The organism is Vibrio sp. 10N.239.312.C11 (assembly GCF_041466065.1).
Classification (GTDB): Bacteria; Pseudomonadota; Gammaproteobacteria; order Enterobacterales; family Vibrionaceae; genus Vibrio; species Vibrio tasmaniensis_A.
In genome coordinates this window covers 19117-38658 of record NZ_JBFSRZ010000031.1, presented here as the reverse complement: position 1 = coordinate 38658, position 19542 = coordinate 19117, and the positions used below count along the sequence as shown (strand labels likewise).

At 43.7% G+C, this 19542-nt stretch carries 12 protein-coding genes; 9 read left to right on the top strand and 3 right to left on the bottom strand.

Features of this window, described 5'->3' with window-relative positions; all coding sequences use genetic code 11:
• The first annotated feature begins 223 nt into the window (after positions 1-223).
• The 3 genes from AB6D07_RS14195 to AB6D07_RS14185 all read left to right on the top strand — a co-directional run bounded on the left by AB6D07_RS14195 (position 224) and on the right by AB6D07_RS14185 (position 4480).
• Positions 224-1333 (top strand): PEGA domain-containing protein, encoded by a 1110-nt coding sequence (locus AB6D07_RS14195; RefSeq protein ID WP_009846003.1) that lies wholly within the window; start codon positions 224-226, stop codon positions 1331-1333.
• 157 nt (positions 1334-1490) lie between these two features.
• The gene (locus tag AB6D07_RS14190) at positions 1491-3320 is read left to right on the top strand and encodes a formylglycine-generating enzyme family protein (protein ID WP_017102247.1); all 1830 of its coding nucleotides are present in this window, start codon (positions 1491-1493) and stop codon (positions 3318-3320) included.
• Between the two features lie 377 nt (positions 3321-3697).
• Positions 3698-4480, top strand: a complete 783-nt coding sequence (locus AB6D07_RS14185) for a helix-turn-helix transcriptional regulator (protein WP_017102246.1) — start codon at positions 3698-3700, stop codon at positions 4478-4480.
• 95 nt (positions 4481-4575) lie between these two features.
• Here AB6D07_RS14185 and pdxH read toward each other — a convergent pair whose 3' ends face one another.
• Complete coding sequence (gene pdxH, locus AB6D07_RS14180) at positions 4576-5211, bottom strand: pyridoxamine 5'-phosphate oxidase (RefSeq protein WP_017102245.1); 636 nt, start codon at positions 5209-5211, stop codon at positions 4576-4578.
• Between the two features lie 190 nt (positions 5212-5401).
• Here pdxH and AB6D07_RS14175 point away from each other — a divergent pair, with 190 nt between their 5' ends.
• The 6 genes from AB6D07_RS14175 (at position 5402) to AB6D07_RS14150 (ending at position 14985) form a co-directional block, all read left to right on the top strand.
• Positions 5402-7300, top strand: coding sequence for an ATP-binding protein (locus AB6D07_RS14175; RefSeq protein WP_372092170.1), 1899 nt, complete (start codon positions 5402-5404; stop codon positions 7298-7300).
• A 100-nt stretch (positions 7301-7400) separates the two neighbouring features.
• Positions 7401-8705, top strand: a complete 1305-nt coding sequence (locus AB6D07_RS14170; RefSeq protein ID WP_029222790.1) for a sigma-54 dependent transcriptional regulator — start codon at positions 7401-7403, stop codon at positions 8703-8705.
• A 112-nt stretch (positions 8706-8817) separates the two neighbouring features.
• Complete coding sequence (locus AB6D07_RS14165) at positions 8818-10209, top strand: HlyD family type I secretion periplasmic adaptor subunit (RefSeq protein WP_009846009.1); 1392 nt, start codon at positions 8818-8820, stop codon at positions 10207-10209.
• A 59-nt stretch (positions 10210-10268) separates the two neighbouring features.
• Positions 10269-10937 carry a transglutaminase-like cysteine peptidase gene (locus AB6D07_RS14160; RefSeq protein ID WP_012600028.1) on the top strand — a complete coding sequence of 223 codons (669 nt, stop codon included), beginning with the start codon at positions 10269-10271 and terminating at the stop codon, positions 10935-10937.
• Positions 10938-10942: 5 nt separating this feature from the next.
• Complete coding sequence (locus tag AB6D07_RS14155) at positions 10943-12853, top strand: LapD/MoxY N-terminal periplasmic domain-containing protein (protein WP_017102242.1); 1911 nt, start codon at positions 10943-10945, stop codon at positions 12851-12853.
• A 17-nt stretch (positions 12854-12870) separates the two neighbouring features.
• Complete coding sequence (locus AB6D07_RS14150; protein ID WP_009846012.1) at positions 12871-14985, top strand: type I secretion system permease/ATPase; 2115 nt, start codon at positions 12871-12873, stop codon at positions 14983-14985.
• A gap of 149 nt (positions 14986-15134) precedes the next feature.
• Here the strand turns inward: AB6D07_RS14150 and AB6D07_RS14145 are convergent, their stop codons facing one another.
• Positions 15135-16805, bottom strand: coding sequence for a FapA family protein (locus AB6D07_RS14145; RefSeq protein ID WP_017102241.1), 1671 nt, complete (start codon positions 16803-16805; stop codon positions 15135-15137).
• A 530-nt stretch (positions 16806-17335) separates the two neighbouring features.
• Positions 17336-19468, bottom strand: a complete 2133-nt coding sequence (locus tag AB6D07_RS14140; protein WP_017102240.1) for a GNAT family N-acetyltransferase — start codon at positions 19466-19468, stop codon at positions 17336-17338.
• Positions 19469-19542 lie beyond the last annotated feature (74 nt).

Here is a 19542-nt window from a genome sequence, read left to right as displayed (position 1 = left end):
CTACACCATAACGACAATATTTTCTTATATAGCTCAATTATTTCGGTGTAAATATGTAAAAAGTGTATCCGAAGTACCGAAACTTAGCTTTTGAGTAGATTGGAGGGCAATAAAACGGTATAAAGACGGGTACTGTGTTAATTGCTAATAACTAGTGACTGACAACTAGGAAGTAGACACTTTATTAACGAGCCAATTTTAAATATACAAGTTGCAGGGACCTATGACTAACTTTCGAATTTCAGCGCTTTTACTTGCGCTATCCCCACTTTGGGTATCTGCATCGTTATCAGCTGAAGAACTGAATCAAGTCGATCCCGTTTCAGCTATCGATGCAAAGCTAACAGAGAAAAACTCAGATATTGAGCGTATTTCAGCGACCAAAGTATCGGCAACTGAGACCTTAAAACAACTTCAAAACCAGAACAGTAAGTTGTTACGTGAAGGTGAAGAGTTAAAGGCAAAACGTAACCGAGCTAAATCTGTACTCGACAAACAGTACAGTCGCTTACTTGACGATCCAGAAACGGATCTGGTTTCTTTTCAGAAAGGATACCAAGATGCTTGGGCTGCGGTTAAAGAGAATCAATCGTCTCAGCTAGATAATCAGCAAGCGATGAATGAGAACGAAATTTACCTTTCTCAAATTAAGCAAAAGCAAGCTCGTTTGAATAATGAGCTGGCTAACTTGAAAGAATCAAAAGTTGAAGCTCGCGTTAAACGTATTGCAACAGAACTTCGTGAAAGTGCCGTTCTTGAAACGAGCTACACCACCACATGTTCATCAACAATGACACTGGGTGAGTGTATTGCTCAAGGTAAACACCTGACGAAGCAGAAAGCAGTACAAAACTTCAAGAGCAAATTACTTGAACAGCTCACAGAAAGCACGCTAGCGAAGCAAAACTTACAAGGTGTTCAATTGAACATTCATGTTCAAGACAGCCAAGCAATCAAGAGCGGTTTCTCTGGAAACAACTCTTACTTTGTGCAGATGCAAGCTCAACTTCAAGCAAAACCGGAAGCGATTGCAGCATGTAACTTATTGAACGTTTCAACTCGCTACTGTTTAACGGACAGCGACGTTAAGGTTACAAAGAAGAGCGACAAGCAGTGGGCAAACGTGATGGTACGTTCTGATCAGTACAATGACTCAGTCACTATCAACGGCATTAAATACGGCAGCACACCCCTAGAGGTTTCGCTACCGAGCGGTCGTCACCAAGTAACCATTTCAAAAGAAGGTTACGAGTCATACAACCGCACAGTGACTATCAACGGCAGCGATACTATTTGGGTGAAACTCCTTCCTAGTAAAGAAAATGAAATCTAAATATATAAAGCTAAGCCTGATATAAATAGCCGTGCCTATTTCACAAAGCTGAATGAATACTCGCCATCTTGTTGTAGTTATAGAAAGTAGCTTCAAACGAAATGGCGTTTTCGTTAGAATATTCAATTAACCTAAATTACGACTGAAGTAGCCCAACATGCGCCAAGGTTTTCCTACTCTATTATTTGCACTTGCTCCATGCTTAATGACGCCTGCTGTTTTCGCTGAAGCGACATCTCCAGCAATCACGTCATCAGTCATCGACATTGAAAGCTCTCTTTTCGAAGAACATGCCAGTTTAACGGCTATCGAGAAGAAGATGGCGGACAAACAAAATCAAGTCGACAACCAAGCAGAGCAAATGGCACGTCAAGCCAAGTTATTAGCTCAATCAGAGCAAAAACTCGCAACGGCGAAAACTAGCCTAGAGCAAGATTACACTCGCATGATTGATGAGCCAGATTTCGATATCTCACCAGCTCAAAACCGCTTTCAAGATGCCTGGAAATCGGTAAAAGAGCACAAGCTTACGATTTCGGATTCAGAGCAAAAGCTTCAAAGCTTAGTGATGGAACTAGAGGCCATCAAAGCCGAAAAATCAGCTGTAGAAATGTCTATCGCCCATTTGAATCAAGACAAACTAAGAGCAAGAGCTGAGAGATTAAGAAGCGAGGTTACTCAAACACAAGAACATACCGTTAGCTTTACCAACCGCTGTAGCAGCGACATGACGTTAGCTCAATGTTCAGACCAAACGGTGGCTTTGACACTTCAAAAAGCAGTAAAACAATTTCAAAATAGCCTTGTATCCAACGCGACAGAATCAAAAATAGTAAAAGAACACCTAGCGTCTGCATCTTTGAATATTCACGTTCTGCAACACAGCGTGAAATCATCTGGCTTCTCCGAAGATAACCGTTACCGAGCCGTGATTACCGCGAATTTAGAAACTCGTCCAGATAAGAACACCCCTTGCCGCCTACTTGGTATTAAATCCTCAAACTGTTTCGATCAGAGCGATCTGCAAGCCGATGATCAACAAAAAGAGGTTGCATGGGTTAACTTGGTGGTTCGTTCAAATCAATATAATGACAAGGTTTCTATCAATGGTGTGAACTATGGCAGCACTCCGGTTGAAGTGATGTTACCTACTGGGCAGCACATGGTTACGATTGAGAAAGAAGGTTACCTTTCTTTCCACCAAGAGCTGAAAATAGCCCGAGATCACAACCTAAGAGCAGTATTACAAGCGAAGCAGAACTCACTGAATGTGGGGACTAAGTTTGCTGACCCAATGGGCAATGGTGCTCAAAGTCCAGAAATGATTGTGGTTGGATCTGGGACTTACCTACTCGGTGAAAATAACGCTGAGCAAGTCACGATCAAACAGCCATTTGCATTAGCGGCAACCCCAACTCGTGTTCAAGATTTTAAAGCATTTGTGAAAAATACGGGGTATCAGACAGACGCAGAGCTGATGAACACTTGTGATACCTTCGTGAATGCAGAAATCACGACTGTGTCAGACAATGACTGGAAAGCTCCTGGTTTCAAGCAAGTCGATAACTCTCCCGTTGTATGCGTCAGCCAAAGCGATGCGAAAGCGTACACACGTTGGTTATCTAAAAAAACAGGCTTTACTTACCGTCTACCAACACAACAAGAGTGGGAAGCGGCGGCAAGAGCGGGTCAAGATACCAGCTTCTGGTGGGGCAACAAATTCCGTTCAGGTAGAGCTAATACTGGTTGGTCTGGTACACAGTGGTCAAACGTCAGTACTTCTCCTGTTAAATCATTCTTGCCAACGCCAACGGGTTTCTACGACATGGTAGGTAACGTTTGGGAATGGACTGCAACCCAAAAAGGCATCGCTAAAGGGGGCGCGTGGAGCTTCTCTCCTGAAGAGGCAAAAGTGTTTGCTGAACTGTACGTTTCGCCTTCTACTGCCGCTAACTACTTAGGATTCCGAGTATTACGAGAGCTATAAGCTCTTGGTATTACTCAAAGCCCTCAAATATTTACCTTAGATTCTCCTAGTATCAGGTTGAGTCAGTGTTTATAGGGGAATTCCCTCCTTATATTCGATCTCGCCTAGGAGTAAATTCGTCGATAGAGTAGTAAGTCACTCTGGGTATCTAACTGATACCTCAGCTTAATTTACATGACCCTCGTAAATTAAACTGGAAATCTTCTACGTGTCGACAAGGTATATCTTGTCTTTGGCCAGCCCTTCTTCAGGCTGGCTTTTTTTTAGCTTCTTTCTCATCCTTTTTGTTCAGCCACCGATCAATAAAAGCGCACTTAAACAGCACACCGTTCAACTATTGATCACACTCCATTTTTGATGCATAACTCGACTTCTAATTGTCATTGCAGCTCTATAAGAAACTGATATCATTGCAATACTCCCTCTTACGAGATAAAGCCTTGCCGGATCCCCTCGACTCCATACATCGTTCTTTATTTGAACAACTTCCAGGTTGCTGGGGTTGCAAAGATACTGACTCTGTCTTCGTGTATGCCAACCTTGCTTACAACCAATTAATTGGCTTAAAACCCAACGAAACTTGTACGGGCTTAACCGATTTCGATATGCCTAGTCAAACAACCGAATGCGCGCAGGATTTCAGGGCTCAAGACAAACATGTAATGGATACACGCAGTACTCTTAAAATCCTCGATATTCACCCTTATCCAGACGGACGCTGGCACGCCCATATTTTTACTAAAACCCCTTGGCTTGATGGGAATGGCGAAGTTCAAGGCACCATTTTTTATGGTCAAGAACTCACCGACACCGCCATCTTAGAAGTAGGCCATTGGGTGTGTCAGGCAACTTGCGAAAAAGACAATCAAGTGTCCATTGCAGGATCAAAGCCACGCATATCAAAGCTCAAAAAGCGACTGACTTCGCGAGAATCAGAAGTGCTGTTCTTGCTGCTATTCGGCAAGAAACCACAGTACATCGCGTCTACGTTGAACATTTCAATCAAAACGGTCGAAGGGCATGTCGCCAGGTTGAAACAGAAATTTGATGCGCGCAGTAAAAGCCAGTTGATTGAGTATGCGTTGGACTCGGGGCTAGGCTCTATGATCCCAGAAACCCTGCTTAAAAAGCAGATCTCCGTTGTTCTGCACAGTGACTAGATATTGGTTTGATGAGATGCAGACAAAAAAATACCGTTGATAAGTCTAATCAACGGTATTTTGGGATCAGTTAAGCAGTTAAGCAGTTAAGCAAATTAAGGCGCTAGGCGGTCGATATCCCAACGGCTATCTTGGCGTGAGAACAAGAAGCGATCATGCAAGCGGTGCTCTCCACCTTGCCAAAACTCAATGCTATCCACACGCACACGGAAGCCACCCCAGAAAGAAGGCACAGGAACCTCTCCTTTCGCGAACTTCTGTTTAAGCTCTAGATATTTGCCTTCTAAAATCCCACGAGCAGAGATACGGCTACTTTGCTTACTTGCAATTGCGGCCAATTGGCTCTCTTTTGGTCGTGACGAGAAGTACTTCATATTTTCCATTGCTGTCAGTTTTTCAGCCGTGCCCGTAATATGAACTTGTCGCTCAAGAGGGTGCCAAGGGAAATGCAAACTGATTTTGCTATTGTGCTCTAGCTGGTGCGCTTTACGGCTACCTAAGTTGGTGTAAAAAACGAAGCCGTCTTTATCAACATTCTTTAGCAGAACAATTCGCTGGAATGGCTGACCATTTTCATCAACCGTAGCAACTGTCATGGCAGTAGGATCCGTCAACTTAGCTTCAATAGCTTGCTCTAGCCATAGATTGAATTGCTCAATCGGGTCTGCGGCTAAGTCTTTACGTCTCAATCCACCCTTAGCGTATTCGCGACGAATATCGGTCAGTTCCATTTGGTTGCTCCTTTCAATTTTTTTTGATTCTGCGCTGTAATCCTTTGAAACACAAGTCTAAGCCATGGTTTTGTCTCACAGAAGGTGCTCTGTGTTAACAAGATCTCGGTACTCTATCCATCATATTGATAATCTTTATACAAACCGATGACATGCTGAGATCCTAGTGACTAAGATACTGCTTAACATAATGACTCCCTTCGTTTTATTCTCATTGTTATTGGGGGCTATTGGGCTGAGCGCAACTCATTTTTTGGCAGTACAATTTCAAGAAAAAGTGGTCACTCAAAAGCTCAACGAAGCAGCCAATAAAGCGAACCTACAAATCGACTCTGAACTGGATAAATTCAAACAGATCCCTGATTTGCTCAACCATGACCCACGTCTGCTCTCTTATTTTGACTCATCACCACAAACAGACAAGATTTCCGCTGCGCAGCTCAATCAATTGCTATTTGAATGGTCTAATCAAAGCCAAGCTGACACCATCTATATTCATGACCCGAGCGGTACTGTGGTCGCTTCCAGTAATTACCAGAAGCTCGGTACTTTCGTGGGTGAGAACTTCTCGTTTCGTCCTTATTTTGCGTCCGCGATTGAAGGTAACAGCACACACTATGTCGCACTGGGGGCTCGCTCCAACGTACGCGGTTACTTTTTGTCTTCGCCCCTGTATATAGAAAATGACATTGTTGGGGTTATCACCGTTAAAGTGAGTCTAGAGAACCTTGAAAACATCCTAACCAGCGATGATTTTGAGATTGTGGTACTCGACTCTAACCAAGTGGTTTTTCTCTCCAGCCAAACTCAGTGGCTTTATCACTCGTTGTTGCCGTTAAGCCAGAAGCAACAAACCGATATCGCCCTGCAACGCCAATACGGTCAAAGCGAAATTTCGATCATAGAAGCTTTTCGCTCTTCCAACTATCAACCACAAGTTAACGACGCTAATCAGCCCAACAACATTCAACCAAATCGAGTACAAAAAGAACTTACGGCAAACCGATTGTTTAAACTTGGGCCGTTCAATCTTTACCCCGCCACCTTCAGTAACAATCAGTACCAAGTTGTCGCATTAAAAAAGGCCAAAGCAGAGCTTATTAAAGTGCTGCAGATCGATGTCATCTTCGTGGTGATTTACAGCTTGGTGATGCTCATCGCGTGGTCGTGGCGACAGACTTACGTCGCGAAAGTGGCGCTAACCCGGCTCAACCAAAACCTAGAACAAACCGTTGATAAACGTACTCACTATTTGAAGAAATCCAATCAACAACTTCAGCAAACCATTTTTCAATACCAAGCATCACAGTTAAAGCTGAAGCAGACAGAACAAGAGCTGACCCAAACAGCAAAATTAGCGGTACTCGGAGAGCTGTCAGCCAGCATTAACCACGAAATCAACCAACCGCTTGCAGCACTTCGAACTTATAGCGAGAACAGCTTAAAGCTGCTAGAAATGGAACGGACAGATTTAGTGAAGAGCAATCTTGAGAAAATGATTGGCCTCAACAACACCATTACCGACATCATAGCGCGACTCAAAGTCTTTACTCGCAAGGTCACTAAACAAGAACATCATGTCGCGAACCTGCACCAAGCGGTCAACAACGCCACCAGTATTCTCAGTGCGCTGATGATCAAGCAAGGCATTACACTAAGACTAAGCACGGTGCCAAATCATATTAATATTGCAATTCATCCAACCGAACTCGAGCAAGTACTGGTGAATCTAATTCACAACGCGACCCAAGCGCTTCAACAACACGTTCTTGAACAGAAAATCTTGCAGGAGCAACAAAACCTGGAAAACGTTGACCAACCGGCCAGCCCACAGATAGGCATCGAATGGCAACTGCATCATAACTCTTGTCAGCTGATCATTTGGGACAACGGAATTGGCATGCCGGACGATAAGCTAGAACAGCTGTTCAACCCGTTTTTTACCACTAAACCGGAAGGCTTAGGGCTAGGGCTTTCAATATCGAAACGGATTATTGAAGCTTATCACGGCACGATCAGCGCCAACCGATTAGAGCCTTCAGGCATGGTATTCTCGCTAAACATCCCGTTATATAACGATAAGGGCTAACGTGTCGTTGTTATCGTTGATTAGAAAATGAATTTTACATACTGCTAATTTCACACATAGCTAACCTCACATACTGTTAAGGATTCGACTTTTGCACCCTCTGCCTAAACTCTATTTTGTCGATGATGAACCCGCCATTCGAGACTCCGTTGAACAAGCCATGCTCATTGAAGGCATCGATATTACCTGCTTCCCCAATGCCATTGAGGCACTAAAGAGAATAGATGTGACGCAAGCTGGGATTGTCATTACCGATATTCACATGCCAGTGATGGATGGCATTCAATTGACACAAAAGCTGCTGAATCAAAACCCTCATTTTCAGATCATCGTACTGACAGGCCATGGGGACGTGCAAACAGCCGTATCCGCAATGAAAGCTGGCGCTTATGATTTTTTGGAAAAACCGTTTGTGGTCGATGCCCTGCTGACCGCAGTAAAAAAAGCATCGGATAAGCTGGCACTGGTTGAAGAGAATAATCTATTACGTAAAGAGTTGGCGGTACAGAATCAGGTGGGTCCAAAGTTGATTGGTCAATCGCCATCAATGCAGACATTACGCCGAGAACTGATCTCTCTAGATACCAAAACTAACCCACTTCTACTGTTCGTCGGCGATTTAGGAACGGGTAAAAGGGTCACGGCGCAGTACACGCACGATCTTCACAGCCATCAAGCCGCAGAGCTTTGCCCTGTTGCTGCGTTTAATTTGCCACGCAGTGACGAAACGACATTCCATCAGTTTGTTTTGCAACTGTTCTTGAAACATCAGGGTGGGACACTTTATATCCATGAAACAGAAGCATTAACTCAAGACCAATGGCAGTGGCTAGCGAACCTAAAACCCACTCTACTTCGTGAAAACTCATGCAAGACCAGTGCAACTTGTATCATTTTAGCAACCACAATACTTCCTACTACAATGGTAAGTGAGTTCCGTCGATTTGATTTGCTACCGCTAGCGCAACGAACAGAAGATATTGGTTCTTTGTTTAAACATTTTGCTCGTGGTGCGGCAAGTCGATATCAGTTACCCCCTCCGGTGATTACAGAAAAAGAGGTTCAACGATTGATCGCCACTCACTGGAGTGAAAATATTCGACAGCTTCGCCAACATGCAGAACTCAGAGTGTTGACTAAACCCAAGCTGGCATCGCTTGAATCAGAGCCTAATCATAATCAAGAGCAAAGCGACAAAGACCACATCGATCTAAAGACTGAAGAGCAACAACTGTCATTAAGCCAACGAACCGATAGCTTTGAGCAAATCCTCTTGATAGAGGCACTACATCGTCATCAAGGGCGCTTAAAAGAGGTACAGCAAGAGCTGCAAGTATCGCGAAAAACGCTTTATGACAAGCTGAGAAAGCACCAACTTGATAAAACAGATTTCAAAAAACAATAAGAGTTAAAAAATATATAAATTCAAAGATTTAAAGGAGCAAAGCCTTAACATTTATCAAAAGTAAGAATACACTCACAAAGCTTGCACTTTTATTTAGCGAACAAGGACTGTTATGAGTCAGAAAAATTTCAGCAAATTGAATGAGACCGAACTTGAGTATGTCGATGACAAAACAGCGGCACTGCTCCTCAATACGCCCACCAGTGCGCGTATTATGTTGTGGGTTATCGTTCTGTTTTTTGTCGCTGCTATTGGTTGGTCTGCTTGGGCTGAAATCGACAAAGTGACTGTTGGCCAAGGCAAGGTGATCCCTTCCTCTCAGATTCAGGTGGTGCAAAACCTTGAAGGTGGTTTGGTTAAAGAAATTTTAGTCAAAGAAGGGCAACGAGTTCAAAAAGGGCAACAATTACTATTAATAGATGACACTCGATTCCGCTCTGACTTTCGTGAACGTGAGCAACAAGTTGCGAACTTAACGGCTAATGTACTCATGCTGTCCGCCTCACTGACCAGTGTTGTTATCAATGAAGAATTCTCAGTAAAAGAGTGGAAAAAAAGTGTCTTACTCGACTATGGTAAACTTGCCTTCCCACCACTATTCTACGACCTTCACCCCAAATTGGTTAATCGCCAAAAAGCAGAGTATCGTCAAGATCTGAATAACCTGAAGAACCAACTTTCCGTTTTTGATCAACAGGTTGGACAGAAGCAACAAGACCTAGTTGAAATAAAAGCGCGCGTTCAGAATTTAAGACAGAGTTACAACTTTGCCCGCCAAGAGCTGGATATTACCAAGCCTCTTGCTGATGAAGGGGTGGTGCCAAAAATTGAACTGCTCAAGCTGCAAAGACAAGTTAACGACACTCGTCGAGAAATGACCTCTAGCGAACTCAAAATCCCTCTTCTACGTTCAGCAATCAAAGAAGCGATGCTCAGTCGTATCGATGCTGCATTGAACTTCAGATCAGAACAACAAGAGAAGCTAAACCAAGCACAAGATAAGCTATCTGCAATGACGGAATCAGCGGTTGGCCTTGAAGACAGAGTTAATCGTACTGTAGTAGTTTCTCCAGTAACCGGAACCGTCAAAACGCTTGGTATTAATACCGTAGGCGGTGTTATCCAACCGGGTATGGACATTGTTGAGATTGTACCAACTGAAGATTCCCTCTTAGTTGAGGCGAAAATTGCTCCACAAGATATCGCATTCTTACGTCCAGAATTGAGCGCTGTAGTTAAGTTCAGTGCCTATGACTTTACTAAATATGGTGGTTTAGTGGGTGTGTTAGAACACATCAGTGCTGACACCACTCAAGATGAAGAAGGCAATAGTTTTTACATCGTGCGTGTTCGTACCGAGAAGTACAGCTTTGGGGCTAATGAAGAGCTGCCTATCATTCCCGGTATGACCGCTTCTGTCGATATCATCACCGGCAAAAGAACCGTGCTTGAATATATGTTGAAGCCAATTTTGAGTGCTCAAAACAACGCACTAAAAGAGTAAGGACGGTTAATGCTTGATAACGTCTTCCTACGTGCAGTGAAAAAACAAGAGCAGCAGCAATGAAGTCTCGGTTTTCGTTATTGCTACTGTTCCTTACCTCTTTTACTTCCGGGGCACTGAACAAGAGTGACCAAAGGTGGATCGACGCAGTCTCTGTAACCTACGGAGAAAGAGCAGGGAAGCGAGTGTCGACATGGCGCTCAAATATGACGTCGTACGCAGGGTTAAGTGAAAAAGAGAAACTCGATTCGGTAAATCGGTTCTTCAACCAAATGTACTTTGTCGATGACAGTATACTTTGGGGAAAGAATGACTACTGGGCGACACCGCTGGAATTTTTGGGCAGTAACGCGGGTGACTGTGAAGATTTCACTATCGCAAAATACTTCTCTTTACTTGAACTAGGCGTCCCAGATAAGAAATTACGATTAGTGTATGTAAAAGCACTTGAGTTAAACCAATTCCATATGGTGTTGGCTTACTACTCTACACCCAGTGCAGAACCACTAATTTTAGACAACTTAAACCCTGAAATAAAACGCGGCTCCAAGCGCAGAGATCTACGACCGATATACAGCTTCAATGGTAAAAACCTATGGTTAATCAAGTCGGCGGCAGGCAGCGGCAAGTTATCAGGAAAATCTTCAAGATTGAGCTTATGGAACGACTTACGTTCGCGTGAGCGCTCTCTAAAATTAAACAAACCCATTATCAATTACGATGAGTAGGTACAATGACTTTATATAAACAGCTTGTGGTCGGAATGGTTGCGGTTTTCATATTACTGATGACCTCAGTTTTTATGATCGAATTCAATACCACCCGTGACTACTTAGAAGAGCAGCAACGCTCTGAAGTAAATAATACCATTAATACTGTTGGACTGGCGCTCGCCCCTTACCTCGAAGAAAAGGATCAAGTGGCTGTAGAGTCTGTTATCAACGCACTGTTTGATGGTAGTTCTTACTCTGTCGTACGATTGATTTTTTTAGACACAGGAGATGATATTCTTCGTTCATACCCTGTGAAACCAAGTGGTGTCCCACAATGGTTTACCAACCTGAATTTGTTTAAACCGATTCATGATCGCCGCGTGATTACCAGTGGTTGGATGCAACTTGCTGAAGTTGAGATAGTGAGCCACCCAGGCCCAGCCTATACTCAGCTTTGGGAGGCATTTACACGGCTAGTGACCTTCTTTGGAGCGATTTTCTTACTGGGTTTGATCTCGATTTCATGGATACTCCAACGAGCACTACGTCCGCTGTCATTAATCATAAAAAAAATGGATCAAATCGCCAAAAATCAGTTCGGTGAGCCTCTGGTTCGCCCTAAAACAAAAGACCTCATCTTAGTCGTCGACGGTATTAACCACATGTCGACTCAAGTTGAACTTGCATTTAAGAGCCAAGCACAAGAAGCGCAACGACTTCGTGAACGCGCGTATATCGATCCTGTATCTCAGTTAGGTAACCGTGCTTACTACATGTCTCAACTAACTCAGTGGTTAGAAGAGTCTAGTTTAGGTGGTCTGGCGGTGCTAAAAGCCGAATTTATTAGTGAAGAATATGATGACAAAGGCTATCAAGAAGGCGATGCCTTAGTTCACCAATTAGCTGAACAGCTACAGGCATCTATTTCATCTCCAGATATTACTATCGCTCGTATTTCTAGTGATGAGTTTGGCTTCATTATGCCGAACATTGATGAAAGTGAACTGAAACTCGTCGCGAGCAGCATCGTAAACTGCATTCATAATCTAGGTTCAGATCCAACAGGTATGGCGAATCCACACATAGCTCTCGGTGTGACGTACAGCAAGAAACGTAAAACCAGTACTGAAATCATGTCTTTGGTCGATAACGCACTGTCTAGCGCGAAAGCGAACCGTGAGCTCGCTTACGGTTACGTAACTGCTGACGACCATGGCGCTGTAATGGGTAAACAGCAATGGCGCATGTTGGTCGAAGAAGCAATCATCAATGACCTAGTAACTTTCCGCTTCCAAGCTGCAAATAATAGTTTTGGCAAAACCTATCACCAAGAAGTGTTCTCTGCGATTGAGAAAGAGGGGGTTCGTTACGGTGCCAACCAATACTTATACGCATTAGAACAGCTTGAAATGAGCCATATCCTCGATCAATACGTTATCGAGAAGATGATTGATAAACTGAATGCAAAAGAGCTTACTAGCCCCGTTGCTATCAATATCTCGCCAAGCAGTATTTCTCAGCCAAGCTTCATCCGTTGGATCGGAAAGTCTCTTGAGAAAAATGCGTCAATCGCTCATCTGTTGCATTTTGAAATTCCCGAAAACTGTTTCGTCAATGTTCCTCACTACACGGCACTATTGTGTAACACCATTCGCAACGCTGATGCGGTGTTTGGTGTCGATAACTATGGACGCAACTTCCAATCGCTCGATTACATCAACGAGTACCGCCCTAGCTATGTGAAGCTGGATTACCTATTTACTCATAACCTTGATGACGAAAAACAGAAATTTACGTTAACGTCTATCTCAAGAACGGCTCATAACCTTGGTGTGACGACTATTGCGTCACGAATTGAAACTCAGACTCAGTTAGATATTTTGTCTGATAACTACGTAGAAGTGTTCCAAGGCTTCATTGTTGATAAATAGTTGTAAGGTTATATCGCATGCAAGATCCACTATTAAACTCACTGATCTACGTTAGTCGGTATTACGGGTTAGCTAACTCGCCCGAAGCGTTGATCAATGGGCTGCCACTCTCTGATGGAAAGCTAACCCCTTTCCTATTCCCACGCTCTGCAGAGCGTGCGGGGCTAGTGGCCAAAGAAAACCGTTCCGATCTAGAAAACATCCCTCACTTAATTCTGCCAGCCGTATTGTTACTCAAGCAAGGTGAGGCTTGCGTTCTTAATAGTATCGATATTGAGAAGCAAGAAGCCGAAATCATCACAACGGAAAGTGGGATGATGCCAATCGTCATCCCTATCGAAGAGTTGAAAGAGCAATTCATCGGCCGTTACTTCTTAGTAAAAAAACAATTCCGTTATGATGAACGCTCGCCAGAAATTTTAAAAACGCGCGAAGGTCACTGGTTTTGGAGCACGATTTGGCAATCTAAAAAAATCTATCGAGATGTGCTGATCGCATCAATTCTAATCAACCTTTTCGCTATTGCAGCTCCAATGTTTACTCGTTTGGTGTACGACAAAGTGGTACCAAACCTTGCGTTTGAGACGCTATGGGTACTCGCGAGTGGTATTTTTGTCGTCTTCCTCTTTGACTTGCTTTTAAAGTTAATGCGAAGCTACTTTATTGACGTTGCGGGTAAGAAATCCGATATCCTGATTTCATCTAAGTTGTTCAGTAAGGTGCTCGGGATTCGCATGGAAGCTAAGCCTGCTTCTGTCGGTGCTTTTGCTAAAAACCTGCAAGAATTCGAGTCAATCCGTGAGTTCTTTACTTCGGCAACAATAGGCTCATTAATCGATTTGCCATTCGCTCTTATGTTCTTGGCGTTAATTTGGTTAATGGCTGGCAACCTTGTGTTTGTTCCTGTCGTTGGCGTGGTGATACTGATCATCTATGCGTTGTTAATACAAGGCCCGCTGCGTCGTACCATTGAAGAAGGCTCTCGCCTTGCTTCTCAGAAGTACGCAAACTTAATTGAGAGTTTAGCGGGGCTAGAAACCGTTAAGCTATTCAGCGCTCAAAGTCAGTTCCAATTCCGCTGGGAAGAAGCTGTCGCGCACATGGCGAACTGGAATATCAAGAGTCGTCGTATTACCGATAGCATCCAAAATACTGCTGGCTTTGTTCAACAAAGTACCAATGTGGGGATGATCATTTTTGGTGTGTACCTAATGGCAGAAGGCACTCTTACAATGGGTGGCTTGATTGCCGCTACTATGTTGAGTGGTAGAGCAATTGGTCCTCTTGTCCAATTATCATTGCTTTCTACGCGTTATAACCAAGCGAAGTCATCAATGACCTTGATTGAACAAGTCATGTCGATGCCCAGTGAGCAAGAGGAAGGTAAGCGATACATCCACCGCCCTATTATTCAAGGGCATATCGCGCTTGATAAAGTAACATTCCATTACCCTGATTCGCCAATCGCTTCTATAAGAGACCTGACTCTTAATATTAGTCCAGGTGAAAAGGTCGCGATTATTGGGCGAATTGGTTCAGGTAAAAGCACACTTGAACGCCTGATTATGGGCCTGTACAAGCCCACAGAAGGTCATGTTCGCATTGATGATACAGATATGGAACAACTTCACCATGTCGACGTACGACGCAATATAGGCTGTGTGCCGCAGGACAGTAACCTATTCTATGGCACGGTAAGAGACAACATTACCTTGGGACGCCCGTTGGTTGACGATCGTGATGTCATGGATGCTGCCAACCGTGCAGGTGTAACCGCTTTTACTCAGCAAGATCCGGCAGGCTTAGAACGCCAAGTAGGTGAAGGTGGTGGTTTACTCTCAGGAGGTCAACGTCAGTCGATAGCCATAGCTAGAGCCTTCCTAGGGCGCCCTCCTGTATTATTGATGGACGAACCTACCAGCGCTATGGATAACCGTTCAGAGATGCACATTAAGCATCAGCTGAGCCAGCTGTTACCTAGTGAGACTTTGATTCTTATCACCCACAAAACGTCGATGTTGGATATCGTGGATAGAGTGATTGTGATGGAGAAAGGCAGCATTATTGCCGACGGACCAAAATCACAAGTTCTGTCAGACTTGAAGCAAGGAAAGGTAAAAGCGGCAAGTTAAAGCGCTCATGTGACTTAAAGAATCGAACTAAGTCAATATCAGCAAAAGCAAAGGGGGGAGCATCAGCTCCCCCTTTCTTATTTGGTCTAATGAGCAGAAAACTGCTCGAACCGCTCTATTCAGTATTGGGCAATATCAGAGTCGCCCAATTACAATGAGATATCTTCTTTCTCCATTTTGAAAGAACATTGAATTTCATATTGATTGAACGAGAAAACACTGCCGCCGTGCGTTCGCTTAGTCGTCACCATCTCATCACCAAACAAAACAGATACACGGGTGTACACTTTCTCGTGCGCCTCGACTGTGCACTCGGCAAGGTTTGTCTCAAATTCAGCTTCGAGTGTATCCAACTGCGATTTAGTCTTCTCTATCGCTTGATTGTTTTTTTCCCGTTGCTGCTCAATCTCCAACGCTTGCTCTTCGCTTCTTTCCGCTTTTGGTCGCTTCTTAAATTCGAGTTCTTGACGGATGACGTCCATGGTTTGTTCTTGAGCATGCTTATAAATCTCCTTCAATTGAGCTATCTTTTTTTGATATCCCTCGAAGCGAGCAAAACCATGAACCTTAGTTGCTGTATCCCCTTCAACGCCTAAGAAAACACATTCCACTTTACCGCCGACTTTAGCTTCACCGCCACTAAGTGTGCCATGCTTCTTAAAGGTATCCATCACAATGAGGTTGTTGCCACAACGAATGTCGTTACTCATGCTATGTAGATTGAGTAGAATGTCATTGCCGGTTTGCAGTTCAGTATTCTGTGCGTAGCTTGCTGTGATAGAGCCTTTGCTAAGTACCTTACAGCTTTTTGGCTCATCCTCTTTGGTCGTATGACCAATAATTCCTTTCGCGACTTTTATATCCCCCTGAGCCTGAACTTCTGCAGATTCAATAAAGCCACCAACAGTAATGCTTCCGGTCGCCTTCACTATCATTCCAGGTTCTATATTCCCAGAGACAAACACATTACCTTTGAATTTAACGTGCCCAGTAGATACGTCGACATTGCTAACACATAAGGCGTCATCCACTTCGATACTTCGCTCTTTAATAATGGGCAGACCAGAGGATGAAGAAAGTAATAAATTAGGGTCGTCAGGGGAAATGTGGGTTCCTTTTCCTGGCTTAATCAAACTGTCTTGGCCCGGAAGGGGTGGGATAATTCGACCTTGGACGGTAAAGCCCGCAATACCTTTGGTGGCAGGAGTACGTTTCATTAGCGGGTCATTCTGACCAACGGTAATGGTTTCGCCGAGATCTCGCATATCGATCTTACCGGCGTCTTTACTGCGAGGCTTTAATACTTGATGAGTAATATCTTCAACCAATGCTGAAAACTTAGCATCTTTACCCTTCACAGCTGGAGAACCTTTGGCTACGGGCTGAGTAAATTTTTCACCCGGCTTTAGCTTGCTGCTCATCATCAATACTTTTCTAAGTGCTAGCTTATTAATTCCTTTCGTTATGTGAGCCTGAGCCAAGCAATGAATGATATCGCTGCCACGTAATGCCTGCCCATTATATGCCCCAGTTACAACAAGACTTGCGAGCATCTCATCATCAGACAGTTCAACCGTAACACTGGAATTACGAACTTCAGCAATTAATATTCCTTGATAAGCTTCTCCCTTACCTTCTTTAGCAAGAGTGACAAAACGCAGTATCTCTTCTTCGAAAATAAAATAGTTTGATGCGTTCAAAGCTTCTAAGGTTGTTGGCAATGTCTTATTGTCAAAGCTTGCGTTGACCACAAACCCAGACGGCAGACATGCCATCACTTGCTTCCTATCTTCCGACAATGTAACGATGCTATCCCACATTCGAATTGTGTACCCTTAATAACTCTGTTGTTATGCAGTCTATATAATTCGCTCAGTGCTTAGAATCACTACAGTAGAATAATCAGCGTCACATCACTTACTTTCGATGTTGCAAAGGGACTCATAAATAAGACTGACCGATTCTAATCTCTTCTTCACCTTTACAAAAAAGATTCTTTCACGATTTTTCAAACTATGAATATTGGGTACGAGCATAAGATCGCAATACAGCGACGGATCTTCATCACCAAACGATTCGGGATGAATTGATGTGATAATATGAAATTATACCTTCCAAACAACGGCGATGATTAGATCGGTAGAATTGAGATAGGAAATGAGCGCCATGATGGACATGTTCAACAAATTGAGAAATTGCATAAAGATTGGATAATTGAAATCACATAGGTCATTACATACCGCGGTTCAGTTTACAGTGTAAATCCGGCCTTCTAATTTACACTGTAAATCTAATTAACAGCTCGACATATGCTCTGTCGTTCCAAATTTAGTGACGATCGTTGACCTACTTATTTACAGTGTAAATTTAATAGTAGAGTACCGACATCTTTCCTAAACTGTAGCTCAGCTTGTTTTCGTCCGACTAGATTAAACTGTTCGACACAAGTCCCCCACTCTTTCTGCTGCACGACTTTCGCGATAAGTAAGTCTGAAACAACGAAACCTATATCGATTATAGCGTCAGATTCAGTTATGTGCGCTTGATGACCATTACTTTGGAGAATCAAATTCAGGACACTGAAACCAATGCTGTCGTAACTATTACCACCATCGACATAATTCCTGAGGAGTTGGATTTCAGACTCTGCCATAGATTCCGCTTGCCTTGGTAATAATGCGCGCACCATATCAACCTCGAGAGAAGCCAAAGAACCAGAAGTGAGAAAACAGAAACTACGTTCAAAGTGACTTATCAGATTGTAGACCCAATTCTGTGCGCTTTTATTAAGTGGCTTAACCATCAATACCGAGTGACAGCCGCTTGCTTGATCGCGCTGGTGGCCAATGTGCACAGGTACAAAATCGTTATCGCGCCAGAATGAAATCAATTCACTGGTCGCGCCAAAGCTCGTTGCTAAGTAATCCGCCTGATTAGTTTGCTTTGACAACTGCCCCAACATCCAACGACCAATCCCCGAACCTTGATGACGTGTTGAAACGGCAATACGCATAACTCGAAGGCAACGACTGAGCGCCGCTTGCGTACAACCCAGTTGGTTTGCAAGTAACACTGGAGCTAGGTGACCTTGAGGTCTTCGTTTTCCAAGTTGAATCTGAGCAATCAGATCGCTATCCAACCGACCTTCTTCAGTTACCAACATACAACCTAAACATTCGTTTTTCTGCCAAGCAGCGTACAAACGGATTGCTGGATTGTTGAGAAACTGCATTAGATCGTTTGGTGACGTTTGATAATGAGCGTCAACAAGAAGAGAAAAGCATTGCTGTAGCGGCTCCGGGTTCGCCAAGCATTCTGCCTTTGATAACTCGACCAAGCTCAGTTGGTTGATTGCCAGATCAGAAAAGCTATCTAACTCATGAATCACCGAGTCACTCAGCGACGCGTCGTTACCAAGCAGGAAGCAATCAAACAACCAGCGCTCTAGTGGATCATTGCGATTCCAACGAATGGGCTGATCGAGCTTAAAGCCTTTCCACCCCGGGCGATGCTCTGAAAGCCAAGACTCGAACTTAAGTCCAAACCCTCTCCCACTCCCCTCGTATCCGTGAACGGTGGTTGAAAAAACCATACGATGATAAATGCCAACCATAGATTTAAGCATCGGGATTGGAATTGCAGCCGCTTCATCGACTAATAGCAAATCACAATCAGGCTTAGACTTAAGTAATTCATCTGGTGCTACGAATCTTAAACTTCCGCTTTGATAGCAAATGTAAGTTGCGTTGAGCACTTCACAGTCTTCTAGGCTTTGACTCGCGTGGGAAAATACAGGCTCGATTGCTTTCACTGAAGGCGCTGTCACGATGATATTTAATCCATGCTGCTCAACCAAAAGCTGAGCAGCGGCAATACCCAATGTAGAACTTTTACCACGCCCTCTATCTGCCGTGAGAACTAAAGGTCGTTTACGATGCCCACACACCACTTTTTTAACCAACTCAACAGCCAGATTTTGCTGTTCGAATTTGTTCAAACTGTTTTCAAAGTCTTGCTTGAGTGGAAGTGCTTTAGTCGCTTGAACAACATCGTCTGTTTCGTTGTGTTGTGAAATCGAGATGAGCTTATTGAAATTCTCCTTTAACCAACGTTGGCCAAAGCTCTCGTTATCTTCAGAGTCATCAACTTTTGGCGGCAACACCAACAACAGCCCACCACCGATTAACGAACCTAGTGCAGCGCTAAAACCATTCGCATCAAACTGCTCTCTAAAATCACAAACAAGAACTTGGCACTCACGACCAAGCAATTGTTGGCCTTTTTTGACTGGAGCATGAATCACACCTTCAAACGGAGTTCCACCAATCTGGAAGATGCTCGGAGTGTACGAATTTTCAAGGAAGGTTAAAACAGCAGAGTTTTGCCAATCAAAGTCGCCATCAAAGACCACACCGTAACGGTGACCATTGTGTTGGGCAATATTAGAAAGTGTATACAGAAAAGTATTGGTTGGGTTTGTCATAGTTAGCGTCCAGATTCATCTAAACACAGTTTATCACAGCCAAATAAAAAGCCGCATAAAGCGGCTTTAGAGGA